This is a genomic window from Kitasatospora sp. NPDC094015, from assembly GCF_040304075.1.
Taxonomy (GTDB): Bacteria; Actinomycetota; Actinomycetes; order Streptomycetales; family Streptomycetaceae; genus Kitasatospora.
This window is the reverse complement of the sequence record NZ_JBEOUL010000011.1, coordinates 153,909-176,419: the sequence shown is the minus strand read 5'-3', so window position 1 is coordinate 176,419 and position 22,511 is coordinate 153,909. Positions and strand designations below refer to the sequence as shown.

Below are 22,511 nucleotides of genomic sequence, written 5' to 3'. Positions count from 1 at the left end.
AGCCCGGCCCGGCTGTCGGTGGCGTCCCGTTGAATGAGCCGGTGACCGTATCCGACGTGGCCCTGCGCCTGCCCTCCGTCCCCGAGCTGCGGGACCTGTGCCGCTCGCTGGCGATGCTCGACGCGATCCTCAGCCCGGAGTGGGAGGGCCGGTACCACTCGTTCGACGCGGGGTGGGCCGAGGGCGAGGAGCTGGCCTCCCTGCGCAACGGCTCGGGGGACGAGTACTGCGTGGTGTTCTCGGCGGCCGGGGCCGTGGTCCGCGGCTTCGACCACGAGGCGCCGATGAGCCCGTACGCCAACGACGCCGAGCCCTGGCCGGGGGTGCTGGACGAGGTCCCGGAGGTGTTCGGACGGTCGGTCGCGGATCCGGCGTTCACCGACGAGGACGGCGTGCCCGCCGTGACGGCCTGCCTGTGGCGGGCGGTGACGGACGACCGGTGGCAGCACGGCGCGATCGACTTCCCGGCCGGCCATCCGGACCCGGACGGGGCGGACCGGCTGTTCGGGCTGCTGGTCGACCGGTCGCCGGAGGCGTTCCGGCGCTTCGCCGAGGACTACTACGAGGTTCCGGTGGACCTCGCGGCGCTCCGCGCGGTGTACGCCCTGCGGCCGCTGACCGGCGAGCTGGTCGCCGCCCTCAACCCGGAGATCGGCCTCGCCGACCTGGCGGGGGACATCGCCGCGATCGGCTACCCGCAGGCGGGCCCGCGGTGACCGGCCCCGGACCGGGTCGGGCGGCGGCGCCGGGCCCGACCGGTTCGGCAACGGGGCGGTAAAATGTGGGTGGATCCCGGAGGGCCGCCGACCGTGGTGGCGGTGGCCCGGAGGTCCTCCTCGTACCGGTCGGTGGCTGCTCGGGCATCGGGCCCGTGAGCTGTGCCGCGGGCTGCGGGTCCGGCACGGCGCGGGGGCGGGGAGTGCAGGGAAGGAGTGTGGGATGTCGGCGTCCGGTGGGGGGCCGATCCGCACGGTGGCATGGGTGGTGGAGCAGCCCGGCCCGATGGCGTCGGGGCCGCTGCGCCGGGTGGAGCGGACGGTGCCGGATCCCGGGCCGCAGGAGGTGCTGATCGAGGTGGGTGCCTGCGGGGTGTGCCGGACCGATCTGCACCTCGCCGAGGGTGATCTGCCGCCACGGGCCGCACGCCGGACGCCGGGGCACCAGGTGGTCGGCCGGGTGCTGCGGCGCGGCGACGGGGTGCGGGAGTTCGGCGCGGGCGACCGGGTGGGGGTGGCGTGGCTGGCCGGGACGTGCGGCACCTGCCGGTACTGTCTGGCCGGCCGGGAGAACCTCTGCCCGCGCTCCCGGTACACGGGCTGGGACCTGCACGGCGGCTACGCCCGGTACGCGGTGGCGGACGCCCGGTACGCCTACCGGCTGCCGGAGGGGCCGGCGGACCAGGAGCTGGCGCCGCTGCTCTGCGCGGGGATCATCGGCCACCGGGCGCTGGAGCGGGCCGAGCTGCCGCCGGGCGGACGGCTGGGGATCTACGGGTACGGCGCCTCGGCGCACCTGACGGCCCAGCTGGCGCTGGCCCGGGGCGCGACCGTCCACGTGCTGACCCGCGCCCGTGAGGCCAGGCAGCTGGCGCTGGAGCTGGGGGCGGCGTCCGCCGGGGACGCGTACGACGCCCCGCCCGAGCCGCTGGACGCGGCGATCCTGTTCGCGCCGGTCGGCGATCTGGTGCCGGTGGCGCTCGGCGCGCTGGACCGGGGCGGCACGCTGGCGGTGGCCGGCATCCATCTGACCGCGATCCCCGGGCTCGACTACCAGCGGCACCTGTTCCAGGAGCGGACGCTGCGCAGTGTCACGGCCAACACCCGGGCGGACGGCCGTGCCTACCTGGCGGAGGCGGCCGTGCACCGCCCGGTGGTGCGGGTGCAGCGCTACACCATGGACCGGGCCGACCAGGCGCTCGCCGATCTGGCGGCCGACCGGGTGACCGGGGTGGCCGTCCTGGTCTCGGACTGACGTAGAACGCCCGGCCGGGCGACCCTGCCCGCCGGATGACGGCCGGCGGGCGGGGTCGCCCGGGGTCCCGGAGGGGTCAGGGCCGTTCGAAGGCGGCCAGGACCGAGTCGAGCGCGGCGGCCAGCCGGGCCAGGTGGGCGGGGTCGGTGAACATGGTGAAGTGGTTGCCCGGGACGGGGAGCACGGCCAGGTCGCCGTCCAGGTGGGCCTGCCAGCGCTGCTTGGGCTCGGCGCGGATCCGCAGGGCGTCCAGCAGGTCGCGGTTCTCCTGCTCCCCGGCCTCGAACAGGACCAGGTCGGTGCGCAGGACCTGGTCCGGGTAGTGCCCCTTGAGGACGTCGTGGTTGTGCTTCCAGGTGCGGAAGAACGCGTGCTCCTCGGCGGACGGCACCGGGCCGGGCCCGTCCGCGAAGGCCTGGCGGAGCATCAGCGGGAAGGCGGCGGCGAACTCCTGGTCGGTGATCCGGGGTCCGACGTACGCCTCCGGCGGGTGGCTGTCGAACAGCACCAGCAGTTCGACCTCCTCGCCCTGCGCCTGGAGCTGGAGGGCGAGTTCGAAGGCGACGTTGCCGCCGAAGGAGTAGCCGCCGAGCCGGTACGGGCCGTGCGGCTGTGCGGCGCGGATCGGGGCCGCGTAGGCGGCGGCCAGCTCCCGCAGGGTGGCCGGCCGGTCGGCCGGGAAGGCGAGCGCCGCGAGCGGGGTCCGGGCCTGCCCGGGGTGCGAACCGAGGTGGAAGTAACAGAAGTTGGTGCCGCCGGCCGGCGGGAGCAGGAAGAGCGTGCGCCCTTCGCCGTCCCGGACCGGCAGGATGCCGTCGGTCCCCACAGTCAGGGCGGCGGCGGCTTGAGGGGCCCCGGCGGTCAGGGCGCCGGCGGCGGCCGGTTCGGTGATCCGCCCGGCGATCCGGCGCGGGGTGCGCAGCGCCGCGAAGGCGTCCAGGTCGAGGTCGACGCCGAACTCCTCGCGCAGGGCCGTGACGATGCCGACGGCGGTCAGCGAGTCGCCGCCGAGCTCGTAGAAGTCGTCGTCGGGGTCGATCGGTGACCTGCGCAGGTGGCGTTCGAACAGTTCGACGACGGCCGACACGGGGGCAGCGGCCGGGGCACGCTCGGCCGGGCGGGCCGCAACGGGAGCAGGGTCGGACACAGCCGGCCCGGCCGGTTCGATCCAGTGCCGGACGGGGCGCAGCGGGTAGGGCGGCAGCGAGATCTTGCCCACCCCCGCCAGCCCCCAGTCGGCCGGCCGCAGGTCCTCCCCGTCCAGCCAGGCGGCCACCGCCGCGTCCCCGCGGTCGGGCTCCGCACCGTCGAGCAGCGCCCGCAGTCCGGCCCGTACCCCGGCGGTGTCGCCGGCGGTGAAGGCGTACCGGACCGGGAGCGGGTCGCGGCCGGTGAGCAGGGTCCTGGCGAGTTCGGCGACCGGGACGGGGCGGGTGCGCAGGAGGTCGAGCAGGCCTTCGGCGACGGCGCGCAGCGCCTCGGGGTCCCGGGCGGAGAGCACCACCGGGTACCGCCCGGCGGGTGCGGGGCGGCGGGCCGGCGGGGCGGTGAGCACCAGGTGCGCGTTGGTGCCGCCGAGGCCGAAGGAGGAGACCGCGGCGGCGGCCAGCGGCGGGTCGCACCGGGTGGTCTCGGTGACCACCCGGTACGGGAGCCGTTCCAGCCGCAGGTGGGGGTTGGGGCGGTCGAAGTTGATCTGCGGCGGGATGGTCTGGTGGCGCAGCACCAGGGCCGCCTTGACCAGGCCGACCACGCCCGCGGCGGCGTCCAGGTGGCCGAGGTTGGCCTTGACGCTGCCGATGGCGCAGCCCGGCGCGGGGCCGCCGGCCGCGGTGTGGGCGGCGGCGAGGGCGCGCAGCTCGATCGGGTCGCCGAGTGCGGTGCCGGTGCCGTGGGTCTCGACGTAGCCGATCCGGTCGGCGGGGACGCCGGAGCCGGCGAGCGCGGCCAGGATCGCCGCCTGCTGGCCGGCCGGTCCCGGCGCGGTGAAGCCGATCTTGTCGGCACCGTCGTTGGTGACGGCGCTGCCGCGGATCACCGCGTAGATCTGGTCGCCGTCGGCGACCGCGTCCTCGACGCGCTTGAGGGCCACCACCGCGCAGCCGTTGCCCTTGACCGTGCCGGAGGAGGCGGCGTCGAAGACCCGGCAGTGGCCGTCGCGGGACAGGATGCCGCCTTCCTGGTAGGCGTGGCCGGCGGTCTGCGGCAGGGTGATGCTGACGCCGCCGGCGAGGGCCAGGTCGCTCTCGCCGCGGCGCAGCGAGGCGCAGGCGAGGTGCACCGCGGTCAGCGAGCCGGAGCAGGCGCTCTGCACGGCCATGCTGGGGCCGGTCAGGCCGAGGCGGTAGGAGACCCGGGTGGTCAGGAAGTCCTTGTCGTTGCCGATCAGCACGGGGTAGCTCAGCGCGGAGTCGGCGTACTCGGCGCTGCGCAGGACGTTGGTGAGCAGGTAGGTGCTCAGGGTGGTGCTGCCGAAGACGCCGGTGCGCCCGGTGAGGCGGGTGGGCGGGTTGCCGGAGTCCTGGAGGGCCTCCCAGGCGCAGGTGAGGAACAGCCGTTGCTGGGGGTCGGTCAGCATGGCGTCGCGGGGTGTCATGCCGAAGAACTCGGCGTCGAACAGGTCGGCGTCGGCCAGGTCGGCGCCGTACGGGACGTGGGTGGCGGCGGCTGCCTGCCCGTCCGGGACGCCGGCGGCGCGCAGCTCGTCGGGCTTGAACTCCCGTACCTGCTCCACTCCTTGCAGCAGGCCGGCCCAGAAGGCGCGGACGTCGGCGGCGCCGGGGAAGCGGCCGGCCATGCCGACGACGGCGATCGCGGGGCCGGTGGCGGTGGGCTCAGGCACGGGGGTTCACCTCCGCCGCGGCGAGCGGGGCGTCGGCGCCGAGCGCGTCCAGGTGGGCGGCGAGCCGGCGGACGGTGGTGTGCGCGAACAGGTCGGTGATCTCCAACTCCTTGGCTCCGGCCTGCTCCTGGAGGCGCTGGAAGACCTCGATCACGTGGGCGGAGGAGCCGCCGAGGTCGAAGAGGTTGTCGTCCGGGCCGACGGCGGCGCCGGGCAGGGCCTGCTGCCAGGCGGCGCGGACCAGTTCGTGGTTACCGTGGTTGCCGTGGCAGCGCGGGGCGGCGGGCGCGGGCGCGTCGTCGGTCGGGAAGGGCAGGGCCCGGTCGTCGACCTTGCCGTTGACGGTGAGCGGGAGCGCGTCCAGCCGGACCAGCCGGCCGGGGACCATGTACCCGGGGAGCAGGTCGCGCAGTGCGGCGCGGACCCGGGCGTCGGGGCCGATCGCGCGGCCGGCCAGGAAGCCGACCAGCTCCGGCTCGCCGCTCGCCGAGCTGGACAGCCGCACGGCGCACTCGCGGACGCCGTCGACGGCCAGCAGTGCGGACTCGATCTCGCCGAGCTCGATCCGGAAGCCGCGCAGCTGCACCTGCCGGTCGATCCGCCCGAGGTAGACCAGGGTGCCGTCCGGGCGGACCACCCCGAGGTCGCCGGAGCGGTAGAGCCGCTCCCCCGGCCGCTCCCCCGGCCGCGCGCCGGGCCCCGCGGCGGACCGGGTGCCGGGCAGGAAGCGCTGGGCGGTGAGTTCGGGCCGGTCGAGGTAGCCGAGCGCGACGCCGGGGCCGCCGACCAGGAGTTCCCCGGGCACCCCGATCGGGCAGGGGTGCAGGTCGCGGTCGACGACGGTGACGGTCAGGTCGGCCAGCGGCCGGCCGATCACCGACTCCCGGGTGTGCCGGGCGTCCTGCTGCCGCACCGGGTGGTAGGTGGTGTGCACGGTGGTCTCGGTGATGCCGTACATGTTGACCACCTGGGCCCGCTCGCCCATCAGCTCGTACCAGGGGCGCAGCGCGGCGAAGGACAGCGCCTCGCCGGCCAGCACGACCTGCCGCACGGCGAGCGCCTCGGCCCGCTCCGGGGTGAGCACCTTGAGCAACTGCCGGAAGGCGGAGGGGGTCTGGTTGAGCACGGTGACGCCGGTGCCGGCCAGCAGGGCGAGCAGGCGGTCCGGGGACTTGGCGGTCAGCTCCGGCACCACGACCAGGCGCCCGCCGTGCAGCAGCGCGCCGAACAGCTCCCACACGGACACGTCGAAGGCGTACGAGTGGAACAGGCACCAGGTGTCGGCCGGCCCGAAGCCGAAGTGCCGCCGGGCGGCGAGGAACAGGCGCATCACGTTGGCGTGGGTCACCCGGACGCCCTTGGGGCGGCCGGTGGAACCGGAGGTGAAGATGATGTACGCGGGCTCGGCCCGGCGGTCCCCCGCGCCGGGCGGCTCGTGGTCGGCGCCCGCCGGCTCGTGGTCAGCGCCGGGGGCGAGCAGCTCGCCGGCGTCCAGCAGCCGCATCCCGGTGTCCGGCCAGCGGACCTGGTCGGCGACCAGCGGCAGGCCGCCCGGGAAGTCGGCGACGATGTGGGCGATCCGGGCGGCGGGTGAGGCGGGGTCCAGCGGCACGTACGTCTTGCCCGCCTTGAGCACGCCGAGCAGCACGGCGACCAGGTCGGTGCCGCGGCGCATGGCGACCGCGACGCAGTCGCCGGGGACCAGGGCCGCGATCCGGCGTGCCGCCCGGTCGGCCCGGGCGTTCAGCTCGGCGTAGCTCAGCCGCTCCTCGCCGTCCTGGACAGCGGTGCGCCCGGGGTGCTCGGCGGCGGTCCGCGCGAACCAGGCCGCGAGCGACGGTGGCAGCTCGAACTCCTCGGGCTCGCCGATCAGTTGCCGGATCCGCTGTTCCTGCTCGGGGGCCATCGCGGGCAGCGCGCGCAGCTCGGCCCCCGGGTCGTCGGCGACCAGGGTGAGCAGGTGGCGCAGCATGCCCTCGGGGTCGGCCTCGGCCAGGCAGTGCCCGTACTCCAGGTTGACCGCGAAGCGGCCGCCGAAGTCCTCCACGGTCATCCCGAACGGGTACCGGACCTGCCGCCTGGGCACCGCCAGCGGCTCCACCGCGCAGCCGGGGATGCGGAGTTCGAGCGGCTGGCGGTAGTAGGTGAACGCGTTGTCGAGGGTCAGCAGGGTGCTCTGCATGCCCCCGGCGACGGTGCGCAGGTTGGCGCCGAGGTCGAAGTCCTGGTGCCGCAGCATGCCGACCGAGGCGTCCTGCACGGCGCGCACCAGGTCGACGAAGCTGCGGTGCGCGGTCAGGTCGACGGCCAGCGGCAGGGTGTTGACGAAGTAGCCGAACGCCCGGCGCAGCCGCAACCCGCGCCGGTTGCCGAGCGGCACGCCCGCGACCAGCTCCCGGTTGCCGGTGAGCCGGGAGAGCATCACCAGGTGGGTGGCGAGGAAGAAGGCGAACGGGCTGACGCCGTGCTCGGTGAGCCGGGCGCGGATCCGCGCGGACAGCTCCTCGTCCAGCTCCAGGCGGCGCTGGGTGCCGGTCAGCACCCCGCCGGAACGCGGCTGCCCGAGCCCGTCGTTGGTGAGCGAGGAGAGCGCGCCGAGGGTGCGGCCGAAGTACTCCAGCGCGGCCGGGCCGGCCGGCGCCGACGCCACCAGATCGGCGGGGTGCAGGGCGGCGGTGTCGGGCAGGTCGGCGTCCGGGTCCTGGTAGAGCTGCTCGACGGCGTCCACGAAGTTGTAGAAGGTGTAGGCGTCGGCGACCAGGTGGGAGAAGAGCAGCGAAACGTGGACGCCGTCCGCGGCCCGGTGCAGGGCGAAGTCCACCTGCGGCCGGTCCTGCGGGGCGATCGGCGTGTCGGCCAGCGCGGTGAGCCGCTCGACGACGGGCACCCGGCCGGGGCCGGGCAGGTCGATCACGGGCACGGTGAACCGGGCCGCCCGGTCGGCGTCCTCGACGCTGACGGTCGTACCGGCCCGGTCCTGGAAGCCGACCCCGAAGGCCGCGATCCCGCGGCCCAGCCGCTCCAGCACCGAGCGCAGCCGCTCGACGTCCACCTCGCCCGTCACCCGCAGGCAGACCGGCAGGTTGAACGAGGCGTCGTCCGGGAAGAGGCGGTGGTGCGTGACCAGCCGGAGCTGCGCGGGCGTGGTCGGGCGGACGGTCTCCGCTGTCATTGGTCCCCCATGGATGATGACGAGTTCGGATCAGGACGGCCTGGGCGTGCCGGGCCGCCGACGGCAGTTCAACCGGGAGCGCTGGGGCGTCGCTGGAGCGCGCGTTCGGCGGCGGTCGACATCGGGTCGCGGACGCACGGTCGCTGCGGCGTGCGGACGGGCGGATCGCCGGGGCGTCCGGGCACGCCGGCATCCCCGGCGGACGCGAGGTCCGCCGGGGATGCCGCGCCGGGTCGGGTCGGGCCGGTTCCCCCGCGTCGGGCGCGGCCGTTCCCCGGCCGGCGCCGGGTCGGCCGGCCCGGCCGCGACCGGTGCCCGCCCGCCCGGCGCGGGTCAGGCGGTCGTGGGGAAGGCGCTCTGCAGCCGGTTCACGTAGTCGGCGAGGGCGGGGGCCCAGCAGCCGTAGTCGTGGCCGCCGTCGCAGCCGGGGTCGAGCGCGGCGCCGGTGCCGTAGTCGACCAGGCGGCCGGGCAGCCCGAGCTGGTCGAGGCGGCCCTTGACGGTGGCGGCGGCGATCTCGGTGAAGTGGTCGATCAGGCCCTGGCTGCCGGTGTACAGCGTGATCCCGGTGCCGGACAGCCTGGCCAGGTTGGTGGCGGCGGCCGGGTTGACGGCGTTCCAGACCCGGTCCGCGCCGAAGAACGGGTAGGGCGAGCCGTAGACCGCGTCACTGTCGACGGTGGGCCCGTAGCCGGTGCAGGTGCCGGTGCCGGACGGGGTGGAGGTGCTGACGGCGCACCAGGCGCCGGTGAGGTTCAGCTCGGTGGCCAGGACGGCGCCGCGGATCTCCGCCATGCCGAAGTCCAGGCCGCCGGAGAGCGAGGCGACCTGGCCGAACAGGTCGGGCCGCGCCTCGGCGTAGTGCAGTGCGCCGGAGCCGCCCATCGACAGCCCGGCGACGGCCCGGTGCGACCGGTCGGCGGCGGTGCGCAGGTTGGCGTCGATGAACGGGACGACCTGGCCGAGGTGGAAGGACTCCCAGTTGGCCGCACCGACGGGGGTGTTCTGCATGACCCAGTCGGCGTACCAGCCCTTCAGGCCGCCGTCCGGCACCACCGTGATCATCGAGTCCGAGTGCAGGGCCGGGGCGGCCGCGGCGTCGTCCACGGTGCCGCCGCCGCCGTGCAGGAAGTACAGCACCGGCCAGCGGCGGCCGGGGTCGGCCGCGTAGCCGCTGGGCAGGAAGATCCGGATCTTGTGCAGGCCGGCCACCTGGCGGGTGGTCACGGTGATGGTGAAGTCGGTGGCGGAGTGCACCTCGGTGGCGCCGGGCACCTGGGTCAGCCCGTACCCGTCGGTCAGCACCGGCGGGGCCGCGCTCGCGGCGTGGGCGGCGGGCACCGGCGCGAGCAGCGCCGTCACGGCGAGCGCGGCGGCGGCGACGGCCGCCCTCGCGTGCCGGAGCCAGGTGGTGGGGAGCGTGGTCATCAAGGAGTCCCTCTCTGGGAGCGGTCGGGTGTCCGTGCGGTGCGCGCCCGGCCGGAATACGGCGTTCGGCGGTGGCAGGCGGTCAGCGGTGGCAGGCGGCCGCGAGGACGAGCAGGAGCAGCAGGACGCCGGCCACCTGCAGGCAGCCGGAGCCGCAGCCACCGCCGCCGCTTTGGCTCACCGGGGATCTCTGGTTGGTCTCGACCTGCCCGCCGGGCAGAATTCCCGGATGGTGCTTGGCGTAGTGCTCGATCTGCTGGTCCGCGCCCTGGGATTCGGTGAGCCAGGCCGTTTTGAATCCGCACTCGCCGCACCAGTAGCGATAGGCCATCTCGTCTCCTCGGGTGCCGTACCGGAATGGGATTCGTACGCGATGGCCGGCCGCCGCGCTCCCCGGGGCCGCTGCCGGACCGGGGCGGCTGCCACCGATCCTGCTGTTCCCGCTGGTCCGGGGGACAGGCCATGGCACCGGCCATCCGTGGCCGGTCGTACCGGTAGGCTGCTCGCCGCCGCGCACGGCGGTCGAGGGGGTGCGAAGTGACGGATCAGGTGGGGACGTTGTTACGCCGGCTGCGCAGCCGGGCCGGGCTGACGCAGGAACAGGTGGCGGAGCGCTCCGGGGTCAGCGTGCGGACCATCCGGCGGCTGGAGACCGGAAAATCCAACGACCACCGGATGGGGACGCTGAACCTGCTGGCGAACGCGCTGGAGGCCGGGCCCGAGGACCGGCAGCGGTTGATGGCCACCCTGACGAACGCGCGGAACCCGGCGGACGGTGATCCGGTCACCGGAATTCCGGCGCAGCATTCCGCACCGGCACCGATAGCCGCATTCGCTCCCGAACAATCCGCGCCGCCGCCCGAGATCGCCGCGCCGCCGCCCGGGCCGATCCGGGCCGCGCTCACCGCCGCCACGGAGGAGCTGGCGGCGGAGGTCCGGCGCCGCTGGAAGCGCGAGGAGGAGCAGCGCGGGGTGCACGACCCGTTCCCGCTGCCGGTGCGCTGGCAGGCGGCGCCGGCCGCGCTCACCGACCACTCGGAGAACATCCAGCGCCTGCCGCCGGGCGCGACCTCGCCCGGGGTGGACCTCAGCGGCGACCTGCGCAGCGTGACCGAGGTGTACCGGCGGATCTCCTCCGGACGGCTGGTGGTGCTCGGCCGGGCGGGCTCGGGCAAGTCGGTCCTGACGATCAGGTTCGTGCTGGACCTGCTGGCGGCCGCGGCCCCGGCCGACCGAGTGCCGGTGATCTTCAGCCTGGGCTCCTGGGACCCGACCGCCAGCACCCTCCGCGACTGGCTGATCGACCGGCTGCTGCGCGACCATCCGTACCTGGCCCGCCGGGCGCCGGGCGGCTCGACGCTGGCGTCCGCGCTGGTCGACGCCGATCTGGTGCTGCCGGTCCTGGACGGCTTCGACGAGCTCGCGGAAGGCCTGCGCCGCCCCGCGCTCGAGGCGCTCAACGCCACCTCGTTGCCGCTGGTGCTGACCAGCCGCCGGGGCGAGTTCGCCGAGGCCGTGCAGGCGGCGCGGGCGCCCCTGGTCTGGGCCGCCGGCATCGAGCTCACCGATCTCACCCCGGACGACCTGGCCGCCTACCTGCCCAGGACCGCCCGCCCGGTCACCCGGGCCGCCGGTGGCGGAAGCGGCAAGGAGGACGGCGGCACGCTGTGGGACGCGGTCCTGGCGGAGCTGCGGGCCCGGTCCGGCGACCGCGGCCCGCACCTCGCCCGGGCGCTCGGCACCCCGCTGATGGTCGTCCTGGCCCGGACGATGTACAGCGAGGCACCCGAGCGGGACCCGGCGGAACTGCTGGACGCCGGGCGGTTCCCGGCCGAGCACGCGATCGAGGAGCACCTGCTGGCCGGTTTCGTGCCAGCGGTCTACCGGCGCCGGATCCCCGAGCGCCACGCGGGCCCCCGCCGGCGGCCGGAGCCCGACCCCGGCCCGGAGCGCGCCGAGCGCTGGCTCGGCTTCCTGGCCCACCACCTGGTCCGGCTCGACCGCGAGCGGCACGACCTCGCCTGGTGGCAGCTGGGCGACTCGCTGCGGCGATCGACCCGGATCCTGGCGGTGGTGCTGACGACGGCGCTGTGCGTCGCCGTCACCGAGTGCCTGCTGGCCTCCTCGTCCGGGCCGATCGGGTGGGGCGAGATCCTGCTCCAGGGCGTCCTGACGGGGCCGGCGGCGGGCCTCGCCTTCGGCGCCGTGTACGCGGCGATGACCTGGTCCGGCGGCGGATCGTTCCCACCGGTCCAGGTACGGCTGCGGCTGCCCGGCCGGCACGCCGGGATCGGCCGGCGGCCGGTGCGTGCCTTCGCCGCCCGGTTCGGGTCGGTGCTGCTGGGCGGTTTCGTGCTCGGGGTCGGGGTGGCGAGCGCGATCACCCTGGAGCGCGGGCTGTACGACCGGCTGGAGCTGCTGAACCCCGCCGTGCTGCAGGGCACGCTGATCAACATGCTGGTGTTCGGCCTGATCTTCGGCTCCGGCGCCGGGCTGGTCTTCGGGCTGCTGGCCGCCCTCGAAGCACCGCTGGACGTCAGCTCGGCGGCCACCCCGTCGGCCCTGCTGGCCACCGACCGCGCCACCGTGTGCCGCCAGCTGCTGGTCCTCGCACCGCTGCTCACGGTGGCGATCGCGCTCGGCGGCCGGGTGGTGGTGGTCCTGCTGGACGGGCTGCTCGGGCCGCTCACCTGGCCGCTCGCGGACGGGCTCTTCGTGGGCGCCGTCGGCGGGATCGGCGGCGCGCTGGCGTACACCTTCTCGTTCACCGCGTGGGGGCAGTGGGTGGTGGTGTGCCGGGTGTGGCTGCCGCTGACCGGCCGGCTGCCGTGGGATCCGGTCGCCTTCCTGGACGACGCCTACCGCCGGGGCGTGCTCCGCCAGACCGGCGCGGTGTACCAGTTCCGGCACGTCCGGCTGCAGCACCACCTCGGGCGCTCGTTCCGCGAGCGGCACGCCCGGTACGCCCCGGCCCGGTTCGCGCGCCGCCCGTAGCGGTGCCGCCCGTAGCGGGTGCCGCGATGGGCCCGCGCGCGAGCCGGCCGCCGGGGCCCGGCGTCGACACCTCGTGGTCACTCGGGAAGCGGTGCTAGAAAGGAGCCATGGTCGAACAGCCCGACCGACCCCGGACCGTGTCGAACCGGTCGCCGACCGCCAGGGGCTCCCGACGCAAGAGCCCCCGCAGCGTCGCCGGCCAGGTCTTCGTGCTCCAGGTGTCGGTGGTGGTGCTGCTCGTCCTCGGCGCGATCCTGGCGCTGGTGCTGGAGTCGCGCCGGGCCAGCACCGACGAGGCCGTGAACCGGTCGGTGGCGGTCGCACAGACCTTCGCCAACTCCCCCGGCGTGCAGGTGGCGCTCAAGTCGCCCGACCCGAGCGCGATCCTGCAGCCGGTGACCGAGAAGACCCGGCAGAAGGCCGGGGTCGACTTCATCGTCGTGATGGACACCCACGGGATCCGCTACACGCACCCGCTGCCCGACCGGATCGGCAAACCCTTCGTCGGCACCATCGGCCCGTCGCTGGCCGGCCAGGTCTACACCGAGAGCGTGCACGGCCCGCTCGGGCACGAGGTGCAGGCGATCGTCCCGGTCACCTCCCCCGACGGCTCGGTGATCGCCCTGGTGTCGGCCGGCATGAAGGTCAAGAACGTCACCACCGCCGGCGACCGGCAGCTGCCCGTCATCCTCGGCACCGGCGCCGCCGCGCTGGCCCTGGCCACCGGGGGCACGGCCCTGGTCGCCAGGCGGCTGAAGCGGCAGACCCGGGGGCTCGGCCCGGCCGAGATGACCCGCATGTACGAGCACCACGACGCGGTGCTGCACGCGGTCCGCGAGGGCGTGGTGATCGTCTCGCCGGACGGCCGGCTGCTGCTCGCCAACGACGAGGCCAAGGAGCTGCTGGGCCTGCCGGCCGACGCGGACGGGCGGCACCTGGACGACCTGACCGGCCTCGACCCCGACACCGCCGAGCTGCTCCGCTCGGGCCGGACGGCCACCGACGAGATGCACCAGTGCGGCGGGCGGCTGCTCGCCGTCAACCAGCGGCCGACCGACCGGCACGGCGGCGCGATGGGCACGGTGGCGACCATCCGCGACTCCACCGAGCTGCTGGCGCTGTCCGGCAAGGCGGAGGTGGCGGGCAAGCGGCTGGCCCTGCTCTACGAGGCCGGGGTGGGCATCGGCGCCAAGCTGGACGTGGCCCGCACCGCCGAGGACCTGGCCCAGGTCGCGGTGCCGGGGTTCGCCGACTTCGTCACCGTCGACCTCGCCGACCCGGTGCTCCGGGGCGAGGAGCCGACCGGCGGCGGTGACCTGCGCCGGGTCGCGGTCAACGGCATCCACGAGGATCACCCGTTCTACCCGCGCGGCCGGCTGATCGCCTTCGTCCCGTCCACCCCGCAGGCCCGCGGGTTCGGCAGCGGCCGCTCCCAGGTGGTGCCCGACCTGTCGACCGACCTCGGCTGGCAGGCCCAGGACCCGCAGTGGACCCGCCGGATTCTCGACCACGGCGTCCACTCTCTGATCGCCACCCCGCTCACGGCGCGCGGCATCGTACTCGGCGTCGCCAACTTCTGGCGGTCGCAGAAGCCGGAGCCGTTCGACGACGAGGACCGCTCGCTGGCCGAGGAGCTGGTGGCGCGGGCCGCGGTCTCCATCGACAACGCCCGCCGCTACACCCGCGAGCACGCGATGGCCGTCACGCTGCAGCGCAGCCTGCTGCCGCACGCCCTGCCGCCGCAGAGCGCGCTGGAGGTCGCGCACCGCTACCTGCCCGCGCAGTCCGGCGTCAGCGGCGACTGGTTCGACGTGATCCCACTGCCCGGCTGCCGGGTCGCGCTGGTGGTCGGCGACGTGGTCGGCCACGGCCTGCACGCGGCGGCCACCATGGGCCGGCTGCGCACCGCCGTGCACAACTTCGCCGCGCTGGACCTGCCCCCCGACGAGCTGCTCGGCCACCTCGACGAGCTGGTCAACCGGATCGACCAGGAGGAGACCGACAGCCGCACCGGGATCGGCGTCACCGGCGCCACCTGCCTGTACGCGATCTACGACCCGACCTCGCGGCAGTGCACCGTCGCCCGGGCCGGGCACCCGGCCCCCGCCCTGGTGCGGCCCGACGGCAGCGTGGACTTCCCGGACCTGCCGGTCGGACCGCCGCTGGGCGCCGGCGGCATGCCGTACGAGACGGCGCAGGTCCTGCTGGCCGAGGGCACCCAGATCGTGCTGTACACCGACGGCCTGGTCGAGGAGCGCACCCGGGACTTCGACGTCGGCATGGAGCTGCTGCGCACGGCGCTGGCCGAGCGCCCGCGGGAGCCCGAGGAGCACTGCCGGGCGGTGCTGGAGGCCCTGCTGCCGGCCCGCCCGCAGGACGACGTGGCGCTGCTGATCGCGCGGACCCGGGTGCTGGGCGCGGACCACGTGGCGGAGCTGGAGGTGCCGCCCGACCCGGCCGCGGTCGCCGACGTCCGGGCCTGGAGCAGCGCCACCCTGGAACGCTGGGGCCTGGACGAGCTGGCCTTCGCCACCGAGCTGGCGCTCAGCGAGCTGGTCACCAACGCCATCCGGTACGGCACCCCGCCCGTGCGGGTACGGCTGCTGCGCGACCGCACCCTGATCTGCGAGGTCTCCGACGGCAGCAACACCTCGCCGCACCTGAAGTACGCGGCGGCGACCGACGAGGGCGGCCGCGGCCTGTTCCTGGTGGCGCAGCTGACCGACCACTGGGGCACCCGCTACACCCCCGAAGGCAAGATCATCTGGGCCGAGCAGCCGCTGCCCGCCCCGGCCGCGGGCGAGGACGAGCAGCAGCGGGCCCCGTCGGCGGCCCTCGGCTGAGCCCGGCCGCCGGGCGCCGGGCGCCGGGCGCCGGGTGCCGGGTGCCGGGTGCCGCCCTCCTCGCGGCCGCGGGCCGGCGGGGGCATCATGGCCAGCAGGGACACCGAGGAGGTACCGGCGATGGGCATCCCGTTGACCACCGATCGGCTCATCGTCCGGGACTGGTCGGTCGACGACGCCGAGGACGCCCTGGCGATCTACGGGTCGCCGGACGTCGCGCACTGGCTCACGCCGGTGATGGAACAGGTCGCCGACCTGGCGGCGATGCGGGCGGTGCTGCGGGCCTGGCAGGAGGCGCAGCCGAACCTCGCCCCGCCGCGCGGGCGCTGGGCGGTGCAGCGCCGCGAGGACGGCAAGGTGGTCGGCGGGCTGGGGATCCGGCTGCTGCCGCCCTTCGAGGACGACCTCGAGATGGGCTGGCAGCTTGCCCCCGGCGCGTGGGGGCACGGCTACGCCACCGAGGCCGGCCGGGCGCTGATCGCCTGGGCCTTCACCCACGACGCCGAGGAACTGTTCGCGGTCGCCCGGCCGAACAACGCGCGCGCCATCGCGATGTCCAAGCGGCTGGGCATGCGCTGGGTCGGGGAGACCAGCAAGTACTACGGGCTGAGCCTCCAGGTCTACCGGGTCCGGCCGGGCGACCTCCCCGACTGAGCACCGGCGGCCGCCCCTCGGCCCGGCCGCCCGGCCACCGTCCGCTCGGCCGCCCGGCCGTCCTGGGAGTGGCCGTCAGGCGGTCAGCTCCCGGCCGCGCTCGAAGAAGGCCAGCACGCCGTCCATCCCGCCGAGCTCCTCGACGGTGGCCACCGCGCCGAACGGCGCGTTCCAGAACGCGCCCCGGCGCGGCGCGTGCGGGCCCACGTAGGCGTACGGCTCGGCCTGGAAGTCGTCGCCCGGGCTGACGCCGTAGTTGACCTCGTCGGCGGTCGCACCGATGTCGAAGTGCTCCGGCCAGATCACCGGATCGGCCTGCGGCAGCAGTCGGCGCAGCGCCGCGTCGCCGACCGCGAAGGCGTGCGCGATCCGGCGCGCCGCGGCCGGATCGGTCTCGATCACCTCGTCCGGGCGCACGCCGGACCCGTCCGGGTAGAGCCCTTCGGGGGCGCCGGCGGTGATCCCGAGCTGCCCGGCCAGCTCGGCGCAGCTGGTCCGCTCCAGGAAGATCCGCTGCCCGGGTGAGACCAGGTCCGCGCCGACCACCTGGAGGTCGGGGTCGGCCCGGGTGGCGAAGCCGCCGAGGGAGGCGCGCAGCCGGATCGTGCCGCTGGCGCGCAGCTGCGGGCCGGCCAGCACCAGTTCCGCCACGGCGTGCAGGGCGCGGCGGGTGCGTACATGCGTAGCGATGTCCATGACGGCATGCTCCCGCACCCGGGCGCCCGGTGGCCGGACCTCGGGGCGGGTGCCGTGCGCCCGGTCCGCCGGGCGGGTCTGTACCGTGTCGGGTGTGCCCCTCTCCGACCTCGTCCGGCTGCGCCGGGCCCGCGACCGGATGGACCGCGACTACGCGCAGCCGCTGGACGTCCCGGCGCTGGCCCGGGTCGCGCTGATGTCACCGGGCCACTTCTCGCGCAGCTTCCGCGCCGCGTTCGGCGAGACGCCGTACAGCTACCTCATGACCCGCCGGATCGAGCGCGCGAAGGCGCTGCTGCGGCGCGGCGACCTGACGGTCACGGAGGTCTGCATGGAGGTCGGCTGCACCTCGCTCGGCTCGTTCAGCTCGCGGTTCACCGAGCTGGTCGGCGAGAGCCCGAGCGCGTACCGGGCCCGCGACCACGCGGACGGGGCCGCCATCCCGGCCTGCATCGCCAAGATGTACACCAGGCCGATCCGGAACGGAGCAGCGAAACCCGCCGGCGATCCGTAGCGTGACGGGCATGGATCTCAAGCTCTCGCAGTGTTTCATCGCCGTCGACGACCACGACAAGGCGCTCGCCTTCTACCGCGACGTGCTCGGTCTGGAGGTGCGCAACGACGTCGGCTTCGAGGGGATGCGCTGGGTCACCGTCGGCTCGCCCTCGCAGCCGGACGTGGAGATCGTCCTGGAGCCGCCGCTGGCGGACCCGCACGCCCCGGCCGCCGACCGGCAGGCCGCCGCCGAGCTGCTGGCCAAGGGCATGATGCGCGGCGTCATCTTCCGGACCGAGGACTGCGACGCCACCTTCGAGCGGATCAGCGCGGCCGGCGCCGAGGTGCTCCAGGAGCCGATGGACCAGCCGTACGGCGTGCGCGACTGCGCCTTCCGCGACCCGGCCGGCAACCTGCTGAGGTTCACCCAGCCGCGCGGCAGGTGACCGGCCGGGCCGGGTGGCTGCTGCTCAGGGGCGGTGGGGCCGCTCAGGGCCCGGCGGGGGCGGCCAGCGCCTCGGCGAGGCCCGGGCGGCCGTCGATGCCGAGCTTGCCGTAACCGTTCGTCAGGTGCACCTCCACGGTGCGCAGCCCTACGAACAGGTGCTCGGCGATCTCGCGGTTGGACAGGCCCTCGGCGGCCAGCACCGCCACCCGGTGCTCGCTCGGGGTGAGCGCCGCCACCCCCTGGAAGGTGCGGGTGCGCGGACGGTCCCCGGCGGCCCGCAGCTCCGCGAGGGCGCGGTCGGCGACCGCGGCGGCGCCGAGGCCGTGCGCCGCGGTGGCCGCCTCCTTCAGGTGGCCCCGGGCCTCCGCGACCCGCCCGGAGCGGCGCAGCTGGGCGCCGAGGTCGGCGAGCGCCTGGGCGTGCCGGAAGCGGGCCGGGCTGCCCTCCAGCATCCGTACCGCCTCGCGCAGCAGCTCCAGGCCCTGCTGGCCGCCGGTGGCGAGCGCCAGCGCGCGCAGCGCCGCGCCGACGGCCTCGGGCACCCCCCAGCGCCGGGCGAGTGCCAGCTCCTGCCCGGCCAGCTCCCGGGCCGCGTCCCGCTCGCCGAGGGTGAGGTGGACCAGCGCCGCTTCGGAGCGCCAGGGGTAGATCCACGGGCAGGGCAGGCCGCGGGCCTCGGTCCGCCCGCCGCAGGCCCGGAGGTCGGCGAGTGCCTCGGCGGGCCGGCCCTGCGCGGCGTGCACCTGGGCGCGGACCAGCTGGACGTAGTCGGTGATCCAGTGCCCGTTCAACTCCCCGGCCAGGCCGCTGTGTTCGAGCCGGGCGCGGGCCTGCTCGACGTGGCCCTGCTTGAGCAGCGCGTCGGTCAGCGCGGCCGTCGCGAGCACGCTGTGGGCGTGGCCGGGGTCGACCCCGATCTCCCGCAGGGTGCGCAGCGCGGCCTCCGCCTCCGTCCGGCAGTCCAGCACCCGGCCGAGCTGCCCGTAGACGCAGGCCCGGATGATGCTGCTGTGCGCGAGGGTGAAGGCCGAGCCCTGCTCCCGGGCCCGGGCCACCGCGGCGTCGGCGTGGTCGAGCGCCAGCTCGGTCTCGCCGGCCGAGCCCAGGAACAGCACGGCGCCCGCGTAGACGAAGGACTCGTCGTCGGGCGGGTTCATGCCGTGGCTCAGCGCCAGCCGGGCCAGGTCCACGGCCTCGGCGGGCGACTCCCCGCGCATGATCGCGCGCAGGCCGAGCAGGGCGGCCAGCGGCCGTTCGACCGGGGTGCCGGCCGCGTCGGACAGCCGCAGCTCCATCAGCCGGGGCAGCACGGCGGGGGCGGAGGCGGCCTCGTGCAGGCCGGCGTAGATCAGGTCGATCTCCAGCCGCAGCGCCCGGCCGGGGTCGGTGCCGCGCAGTGACGCGGCGGTGTGCCGGAGCAGATCGAGCCCGTCCGGGTAGCGGTCCAGGGCGAACAGCGCGCCCGCCAGGCGGCGGGCCGCGGCGGTCCGCTCCGCCGGGTCGTGGGAAAGGTCCAGGCCTTGGCGCAGGTGGTCGACGGCCGTCGCCACGTCGCACGCCAGCCCCGCCTCGCCGAGGCCGATCAGCGCGGTGGCCCGGGCCCGGTCGTCCAGCGGCTCGCGCAGGAGGCGCCGGAGCAGGGTGGCGGCGCGCTCGGGCTCGCCGTCCCGGACGGCCTCGGCGGCGGCCCGGCACAGCAGGTCGGGCACCCAGGGCAGGCCGAGCGGGGCGGGCCGGGCGTGCGCCGCCACTTCGCGTACCGGCGCACCGCGCGAGAGCAGCAGTTCGGCGGCGCGGGCGTGCACCTGCTGGCGGGCGCTGGGCAGCACCTCGCCGGCGACGGCGGCGCCGATCAGCGGGCAGGCGAAGGCCGCGCTCTCCTCGGTCCGGACCATCAGGGCGGCCCGCTCCAGCAGGTGCACGGCGTCCTGCACGGCCGGTTCGGACCGTCCGGTGACATGGGCGACCAGGTCGACGGCGGGGGCGCCGCCGAGCACGGCGGCGGCCCGGGCGACCACCTCCGCGTCCGGGCCGACGGCCGTGACCAGCGAGCGGACGGCGCGCGCCACCTCCCCCGGTAGGTGCTCGGCGAGCCGGGCCACGGCTGCCGCGTCCGGGGGGTGGCCGGCCGCCGCGACCGAGCGCAGCAGGCAGTGCAGCAGGTACGGGTTGCCGCCCGTCGCGGCCCTGGCGGCGGCACGGAACGGCTCGTCCCCGGGGGCGCCGAGGAGTTCCTCGACCACGGCGGCGACGGCTGCGGCGTCGAGCGGGCCGAGGGCGAGCCGGTGCCGGAAGAGCGCGACCACCCGGCTGAGGACGTCCGTGTCGGGCGGCGCCGGCATCGGCCCGAGGGTGGCGACCACCACCACCGGCAGGTCGTCGGCCCGGCGCAGCAGGCACTGGAGCCAGCGCAGGGTGGCCCGGTCGGCCCACTGGAGGTCGTCGATCGCCAGCACCAGGCGGCCGCGGGCGGCCAGGCGCGCGACCAGCCAGTACAGCCCGTGCAGGGTCGCCATCTCGGCGCCGGGGGCAGCGGCGGCGGTGGTGGGGTCGGGGTCGGTCAGGGCGGCCGCGGCGGGCGCCGCCGGCCCTGCGAGCAGGGCGTCCTGACCGCCCGCCGGATCGATGCGGACGGCGTGTTCGAACAGCTGGCGCACCACGCCGAAGTCCACCCCGCTCTCCAACGGGTCCGCGCCGGCGGACAGCACCACGGCCCCGCGCCGCCGGGCCCGCCCGAGCACCTCCCGCAGCAGGGCGCTCTTGGCGCTGCCGGGGTCACCGTGCACCAGGACGAAGCTCCCGCGCCCGGTGTCCTGCTCCACCAGGGCCAGCAGGGCGGCGAGTTCCCGCTCCCGGCCGATCAGCACGGGATCACCGGGGTACGCGGCCGGGGCGCCCGGGCGCGACGGGTCGGGGGCGGGCGACGGGACGGGGAGATCGGGCATGAGGTGCTCAAGGGGTGCCAGTGGGGGGTCCGCCCCGACGGTTCACCGGGCCGGCGGCGCCCGTACGGCGCCGACCCGATCCTGCCGGGTGCGTGTAACGGGACGCTAAGTTCGCGGTAGGTGCGGCCGGGAACCGCCCGGACCGGTGCCGCGGGCGGCGACCGGCGCCCGGGCCCGCACGGCCCTCACCAGGCCGACGCCGGCAGAGCCGGACTCCCCAGGGCATCGGCGAGCGCATCGCTCTGCGAGCGGGTGAGGTCGAGCGCCCACAGCACCGCCGATGCGTCCGGGTCCGCCCCGGTGCGCCGAGGGCTGCCACCGCTCAGCGGGGAGTCGGCGTCGTCACAGCCCCGCGCTGCAGGCCTTCTGTTGCGCAGGAGATGCTCGGCCGTGCGCCGGGCGGTGTCGTCGGGCGCTCCGACGGCCGTGAGAGCGGCGCCCACTCGTGACGGGGCGTCCGGCGGCAACTCGTCGTCGGCGAGGATCGGCAGCAGCAGGAGGAGTCGGGCCTCGCTGTCCTGCACCCCGGGTACGGCCGGGTCGGGCGTCTCGGCCAGGTGCACCAGGTCGCGCCAGGACAGCCCGGGACCGTACCGGTCACCGCCGACGCCGGCGAGTACCTCGGCCCGAGGCCAGCCCGGTCGGGCCAGCAGGAAGTCCGTCCCGAAGTCACCGACGAGGTTCCGCTGGACGACAACCGCGCTGTGACCGCCCTGGAACGGGATGCGCAGCACCGGCCAGGCCCGATCGTCCAGGAGGACATCGGCCACGGCATCGGTGTCCGCGCCGTCGACCCCGAACCACTCGGGTGACGGCCGGACCTCTCCCCCGGTGAACCGGCACATGGCCAGGAGGTGATTCGACCAGAACCCGGCCCGCTCGAGCAGCCACTCGCCCGCGACCAGCGGCCCGAGGTCATATCCCTTGATCAGCACGGACGGGAGTCTCTCAGGCTCCGCCGACACTCCCACGGTCCTGCCGGGTGCGTGCAGCAGGGCGCTAGGTTCGCGGTAGGTGCGGCTCCGTGGGGCCGGGCCGGCGGTCGACGGCCCGACTCGCGGAGATCAGGTCGCGGACCGCGTCACTGACCTCGGGAAGGGCGCCCGGGCGCGCCCACCGGTGGGCGTCGTGTTCGGTGAGGACGACCGGCCCGGTCGCCCCGACGGTGACGGCGAAGGTGAACTGGCGGGTGGTGCCGCCCCGGCTGTTGCGGTAGTCGAAGTGGCCGAGGTAGCCGGTGACCCGGTCGATGGTCAGGCCGGTCTCCTCCGCGGTCTCCCGGTGGAGGGCGGCCAGGACGCTCTCGCCGGTCTCGACCGTTCCGGAGGGAATCTCCCACATCCCGCCCATGAAGTCGTCGGGGCGGCGCCGCACGAGCAGGACCCGGCCGTCGTGCTCGATCACGGCGGCGGCGACGAAGCGGGTGATGCCGGCGGCTTCGGCGTCGGCCACCAGACCGGCTACGAACTCGGGCGAGGTGACGGTCACAGCAGCTCCTGGTGGTGGTGGCTGATCTTCCTGGCCGCGCGGCCGTCCTGCTCGGCCACGTCCAAGCCCTGCTCACGTTGCCGGGCCGGGAGCTCGGAAGGCGCCCGGGCTTCCGGATCGGCCCAGGCCGCCGACAGGTGCCAAGCATGGGTGCACCCGTCGGCGCAGAACCGCTCGCGGCGGCGCCTGTCCGCCACCCCGAGCAGCGCGACCAGCAGCCGGAACGCCTTCACCCGCTCGTCCTGCGGCAGGTTGACGATCTTTGTCAACTGCCCGGCCAACTGCCCACGGGTGACCAGCACCGCCGGAGTATGCGTGGGCCGAAGACCGGCGAGTCGCACGCTCTCGGGCCCGTCCTCCACCGTCGCGCCCGCCTGGAGGCAGTATTCGCCCAGATCCCGCAGGACTTCGAACTGGCCCTCGGGAGGCAGGGCTTCGAACCACGCGACACCGTGCGCGAGCGGGCGCAGCCCCTGCGCGAGTCCGTTCAACAGGACCGTGCGCTCGTCCATCCGTCAACCTCCGCGACCCGGTT

General features: G+C 75.7%; 16 protein-coding genes. 7 read left to right on the top strand and 9 right to left on the bottom strand.

The genetic code is table 11. The features are described 5' to 3' along the window. Positions 1-41 precede the first annotated feature (41 nt). Entirely contained in the window at positions 42-716 is a 675-nt protein-coding gene (locus ABT014_RS16650; protein ID WP_350639485.1) for a hypothetical protein, read from the top strand. A gap of 223 nt (positions 717-939) precedes the next feature. Continuing rightward, a complete protein-coding gene (locus tag ABT014_RS16645) occupies positions 940-1,971 on the top strand; it encodes a zinc-dependent alcohol dehydrogenase family protein (RefSeq protein ID WP_350639484.1) in 1,032 nt (343 codons plus the stop codon). A 76-nt stretch (positions 1,972-2,047) separates the two neighbouring features. Here ABT014_RS16645 and ABT014_RS16640 read toward each other — a convergent pair whose 3' ends face one another. The 4 genes from ABT014_RS16640 to ABT014_RS16625 all read right to left on the bottom strand — a co-directional run bounded on the left by ABT014_RS16640 (position 2,048) and on the right by ABT014_RS16625 (position 9,744). After that, the gene (locus ABT014_RS16640) at positions 2,048-4,813 is read right to left on the bottom strand and encodes a beta-ketoacyl synthase N-terminal-like domain-containing protein (protein WP_350639483.1); all 2,766 of its coding nucleotides are present in this window, start codon (positions 4,811-4,813) and stop codon (positions 2,048-2,050) included. Further along, positions 4,806-7,985: a non-ribosomal peptide synthetase gene (locus tag ABT014_RS16635; protein WP_350639482.1), complete on the bottom strand. Its 3,180-nt coding sequence runs from the start codon at positions 7,983-7,985 to the stop codon at positions 4,806-4,808. Before ABT014_RS16635 ends, ABT014_RS16640 begins: the two co-directional genes overlap by 8 nt. A 333-nt stretch (positions 7,986-8,318) precedes the next feature. Beyond that, the gene (locus ABT014_RS16630; RefSeq protein WP_350639481.1) at positions 8,319-9,413 is read right to left on the bottom strand and encodes an alpha/beta hydrolase; all 1,095 of its coding nucleotides are present in this window, start codon (positions 9,411-9,413) and stop codon (positions 8,319-8,321) included. An 82-nt stretch (positions 9,414-9,495) separates the two neighbouring features. Then, on the bottom strand, positions 9,496-9,744 hold the full coding sequence (locus ABT014_RS16625) for a hypothetical protein (protein WP_350639480.1): 249 nt from the start codon (positions 9,742-9,744) through the stop codon (positions 9,496-9,498). A 206-nt stretch (positions 9,745-9,950) separates the two neighbouring features. On the opposite strand from ABT014_RS16625, the gene ABT014_RS16620 reads away from it, so the two are divergent. The 3 genes from ABT014_RS16620 to ABT014_RS16610 all read left to right on the top strand — a co-directional run bounded on the left by ABT014_RS16620 (position 9,951) and on the right by ABT014_RS16610 (position 15,904). Beyond that, on the top strand, positions 9,951-12,407 hold the full coding sequence (locus ABT014_RS16620; protein WP_350639479.1) for a helix-turn-helix domain-containing protein: 2,457 nt from the start codon (positions 9,951-9,953) through the stop codon (positions 12,405-12,407). Between the two features lie 107 nt (positions 12,408-12,514). Further along, the gene (locus ABT014_RS16615) at positions 12,515-15,250 is read left to right on the top strand and encodes a SpoIIE family protein phosphatase (RefSeq protein WP_350639478.1); all 2,736 of its coding nucleotides are present in this window, start codon (positions 12,515-12,517) and stop codon (positions 15,248-15,250) included. Positions 15,251-15,337: 87 nt separating this feature from the next. Further along, positions 15,338-15,904, top strand: a complete 567-nt coding sequence (locus ABT014_RS16610) for a GNAT family N-acetyltransferase (protein ID WP_350639477.1) — start codon at positions 15,338-15,340, stop codon at positions 15,902-15,904. 75 nt (positions 15,905-15,979) lie between these two features. On the opposite strand, the gene ABT014_RS16605 is transcribed toward ABT014_RS16610, so the two are convergent. After that, entirely contained in the window at positions 15,980-16,600 is a 621-nt protein-coding gene (locus tag ABT014_RS16605; protein ID WP_350639476.1) for a hypothetical protein, read from the bottom strand. A 94-nt stretch (positions 16,601-16,694) separates the two neighbouring features. Here ABT014_RS16605 and ABT014_RS16600 point away from each other — a divergent pair, with 94 nt between their 5' ends. Together ABT014_RS16600 and ABT014_RS16595 are read left to right on the top strand one after the other, a co-directional pair. Next, positions 16,695-17,114, top strand: a complete 420-nt coding sequence (locus ABT014_RS16600; protein ID WP_350639475.1) for a helix-turn-helix transcriptional regulator — start codon at positions 16,695-16,697, stop codon at positions 17,112-17,114. Positions 17,115-17,124: 10 nt separating this feature from the next. After that, positions 17,125-17,541, top strand: a complete 417-nt coding sequence (locus ABT014_RS16595) for a VOC family protein (protein WP_350639474.1) — start codon at positions 17,125-17,127, stop codon at positions 17,539-17,541. A 43-nt stretch (positions 17,542-17,584) separates the two neighbouring features. On the opposite strand, the gene ABT014_RS16590 is transcribed toward ABT014_RS16595, so the two are convergent. The 4 genes from ABT014_RS16590 to ABT014_RS16575 all read right to left on the bottom strand — a co-directional run bounded on the left by ABT014_RS16590 (position 17,585) and on the right by ABT014_RS16575 (position 22,488). Beyond that, positions 17,585-20,488: an ATP-binding protein gene (locus ABT014_RS16590; protein ID WP_350639473.1), complete on the bottom strand. Its 2,904-nt coding sequence runs from the start codon at positions 20,486-20,488 to the stop codon at positions 17,585-17,587. A gap of 185 nt (positions 20,489-20,673) precedes the next feature. Continuing rightward, positions 20,674-21,423, bottom strand: coding sequence for a hypothetical protein (locus ABT014_RS16585; protein ID WP_350639472.1), 750 nt, complete (start codon positions 21,421-21,423; stop codon positions 20,674-20,676). A gap of 64 nt (positions 21,424-21,487) precedes the next feature. After that, complete coding sequence (locus tag ABT014_RS16580; protein ID WP_350639471.1) at positions 21,488-21,976, bottom strand: NUDIX domain-containing protein; 489 nt, start codon at positions 21,974-21,976, stop codon at positions 21,488-21,490. Next, on the bottom strand, positions 21,973-22,488 hold the full coding sequence (locus ABT014_RS16575) for a DUF5958 family protein (RefSeq protein WP_350639470.1): 516 nt from the start codon (positions 22,486-22,488) through the stop codon (positions 21,973-21,975). Before ABT014_RS16575 ends, ABT014_RS16580 begins: the two co-directional genes overlap by 4 nt. Positions 22,489-22,511 lie beyond the last annotated feature (23 nt).

Bases quoted from the DNA above. Each gene is read 5' to 3' on its own strand.
- ABT014_RS16635 (WP_350639482.1), bottom strand. From the start codon at position 7,985: ATGACAGCGGAGACCGTCCGCCCGACCACGCCCGCGCAGCTCCGGCTG.
- ABT014_RS16595 (WP_350639474.1), top strand. From the start codon at position 17,125: ATGGATCTCAAGCTCTCGCAGTGTTTCATCGCCGTCGACGACCACGAC.
- ABT014_RS16590 (WP_350639473.1), bottom strand. From the start codon at position 20,488: ATGCCCGATCTCCCCGTCCCGTCGCCCGCCCCCGACCCGTCGCGCCCG.
- ABT014_RS16645 (WP_350639484.1), top strand. From the start codon at position 940: ATGTCGGCGTCCGGTGGGGGGCCGATCCGCACGGTGGCATGGGTGGTG.
- ABT014_RS16575 (WP_350639470.1), bottom strand. From the start codon at position 22,488: ATGGACGAGCGCACGGTCCTGTTGAACGGACTCGCGCAGGGGCTGCGC.
- ABT014_RS16610 (WP_350639477.1), top strand. From the start codon at position 15,338: ATGGCCAGCAGGGACACCGAGGAGGTACCGGCGATGGGCATCCCGTTG.
- ABT014_RS16625 (WP_350639480.1), bottom strand. From the start codon at position 9,744: ATGGCCTATCGCTACTGGTGCGGCGAGTGCGGATTCAAAACGGCCTGG.
- ABT014_RS16630 (WP_350639481.1), bottom strand. From the start codon at position 9,413: ATGACCACGCTCCCCACCACCTGGCTCCGGCACGCGAGGGCGGCCGTC.
- ABT014_RS16615 (WP_350639478.1), top strand. From the start codon at position 12,515: ATGGTCGAACAGCCCGACCGACCCCGGACCGTGTCGAACCGGTCGCCG.
- ABT014_RS16605 (WP_350639476.1), bottom strand. From the start codon at position 16,600: ATGGACATCGCTACGCATGTACGCACCCGCCGCGCCCTGCACGCCGTG.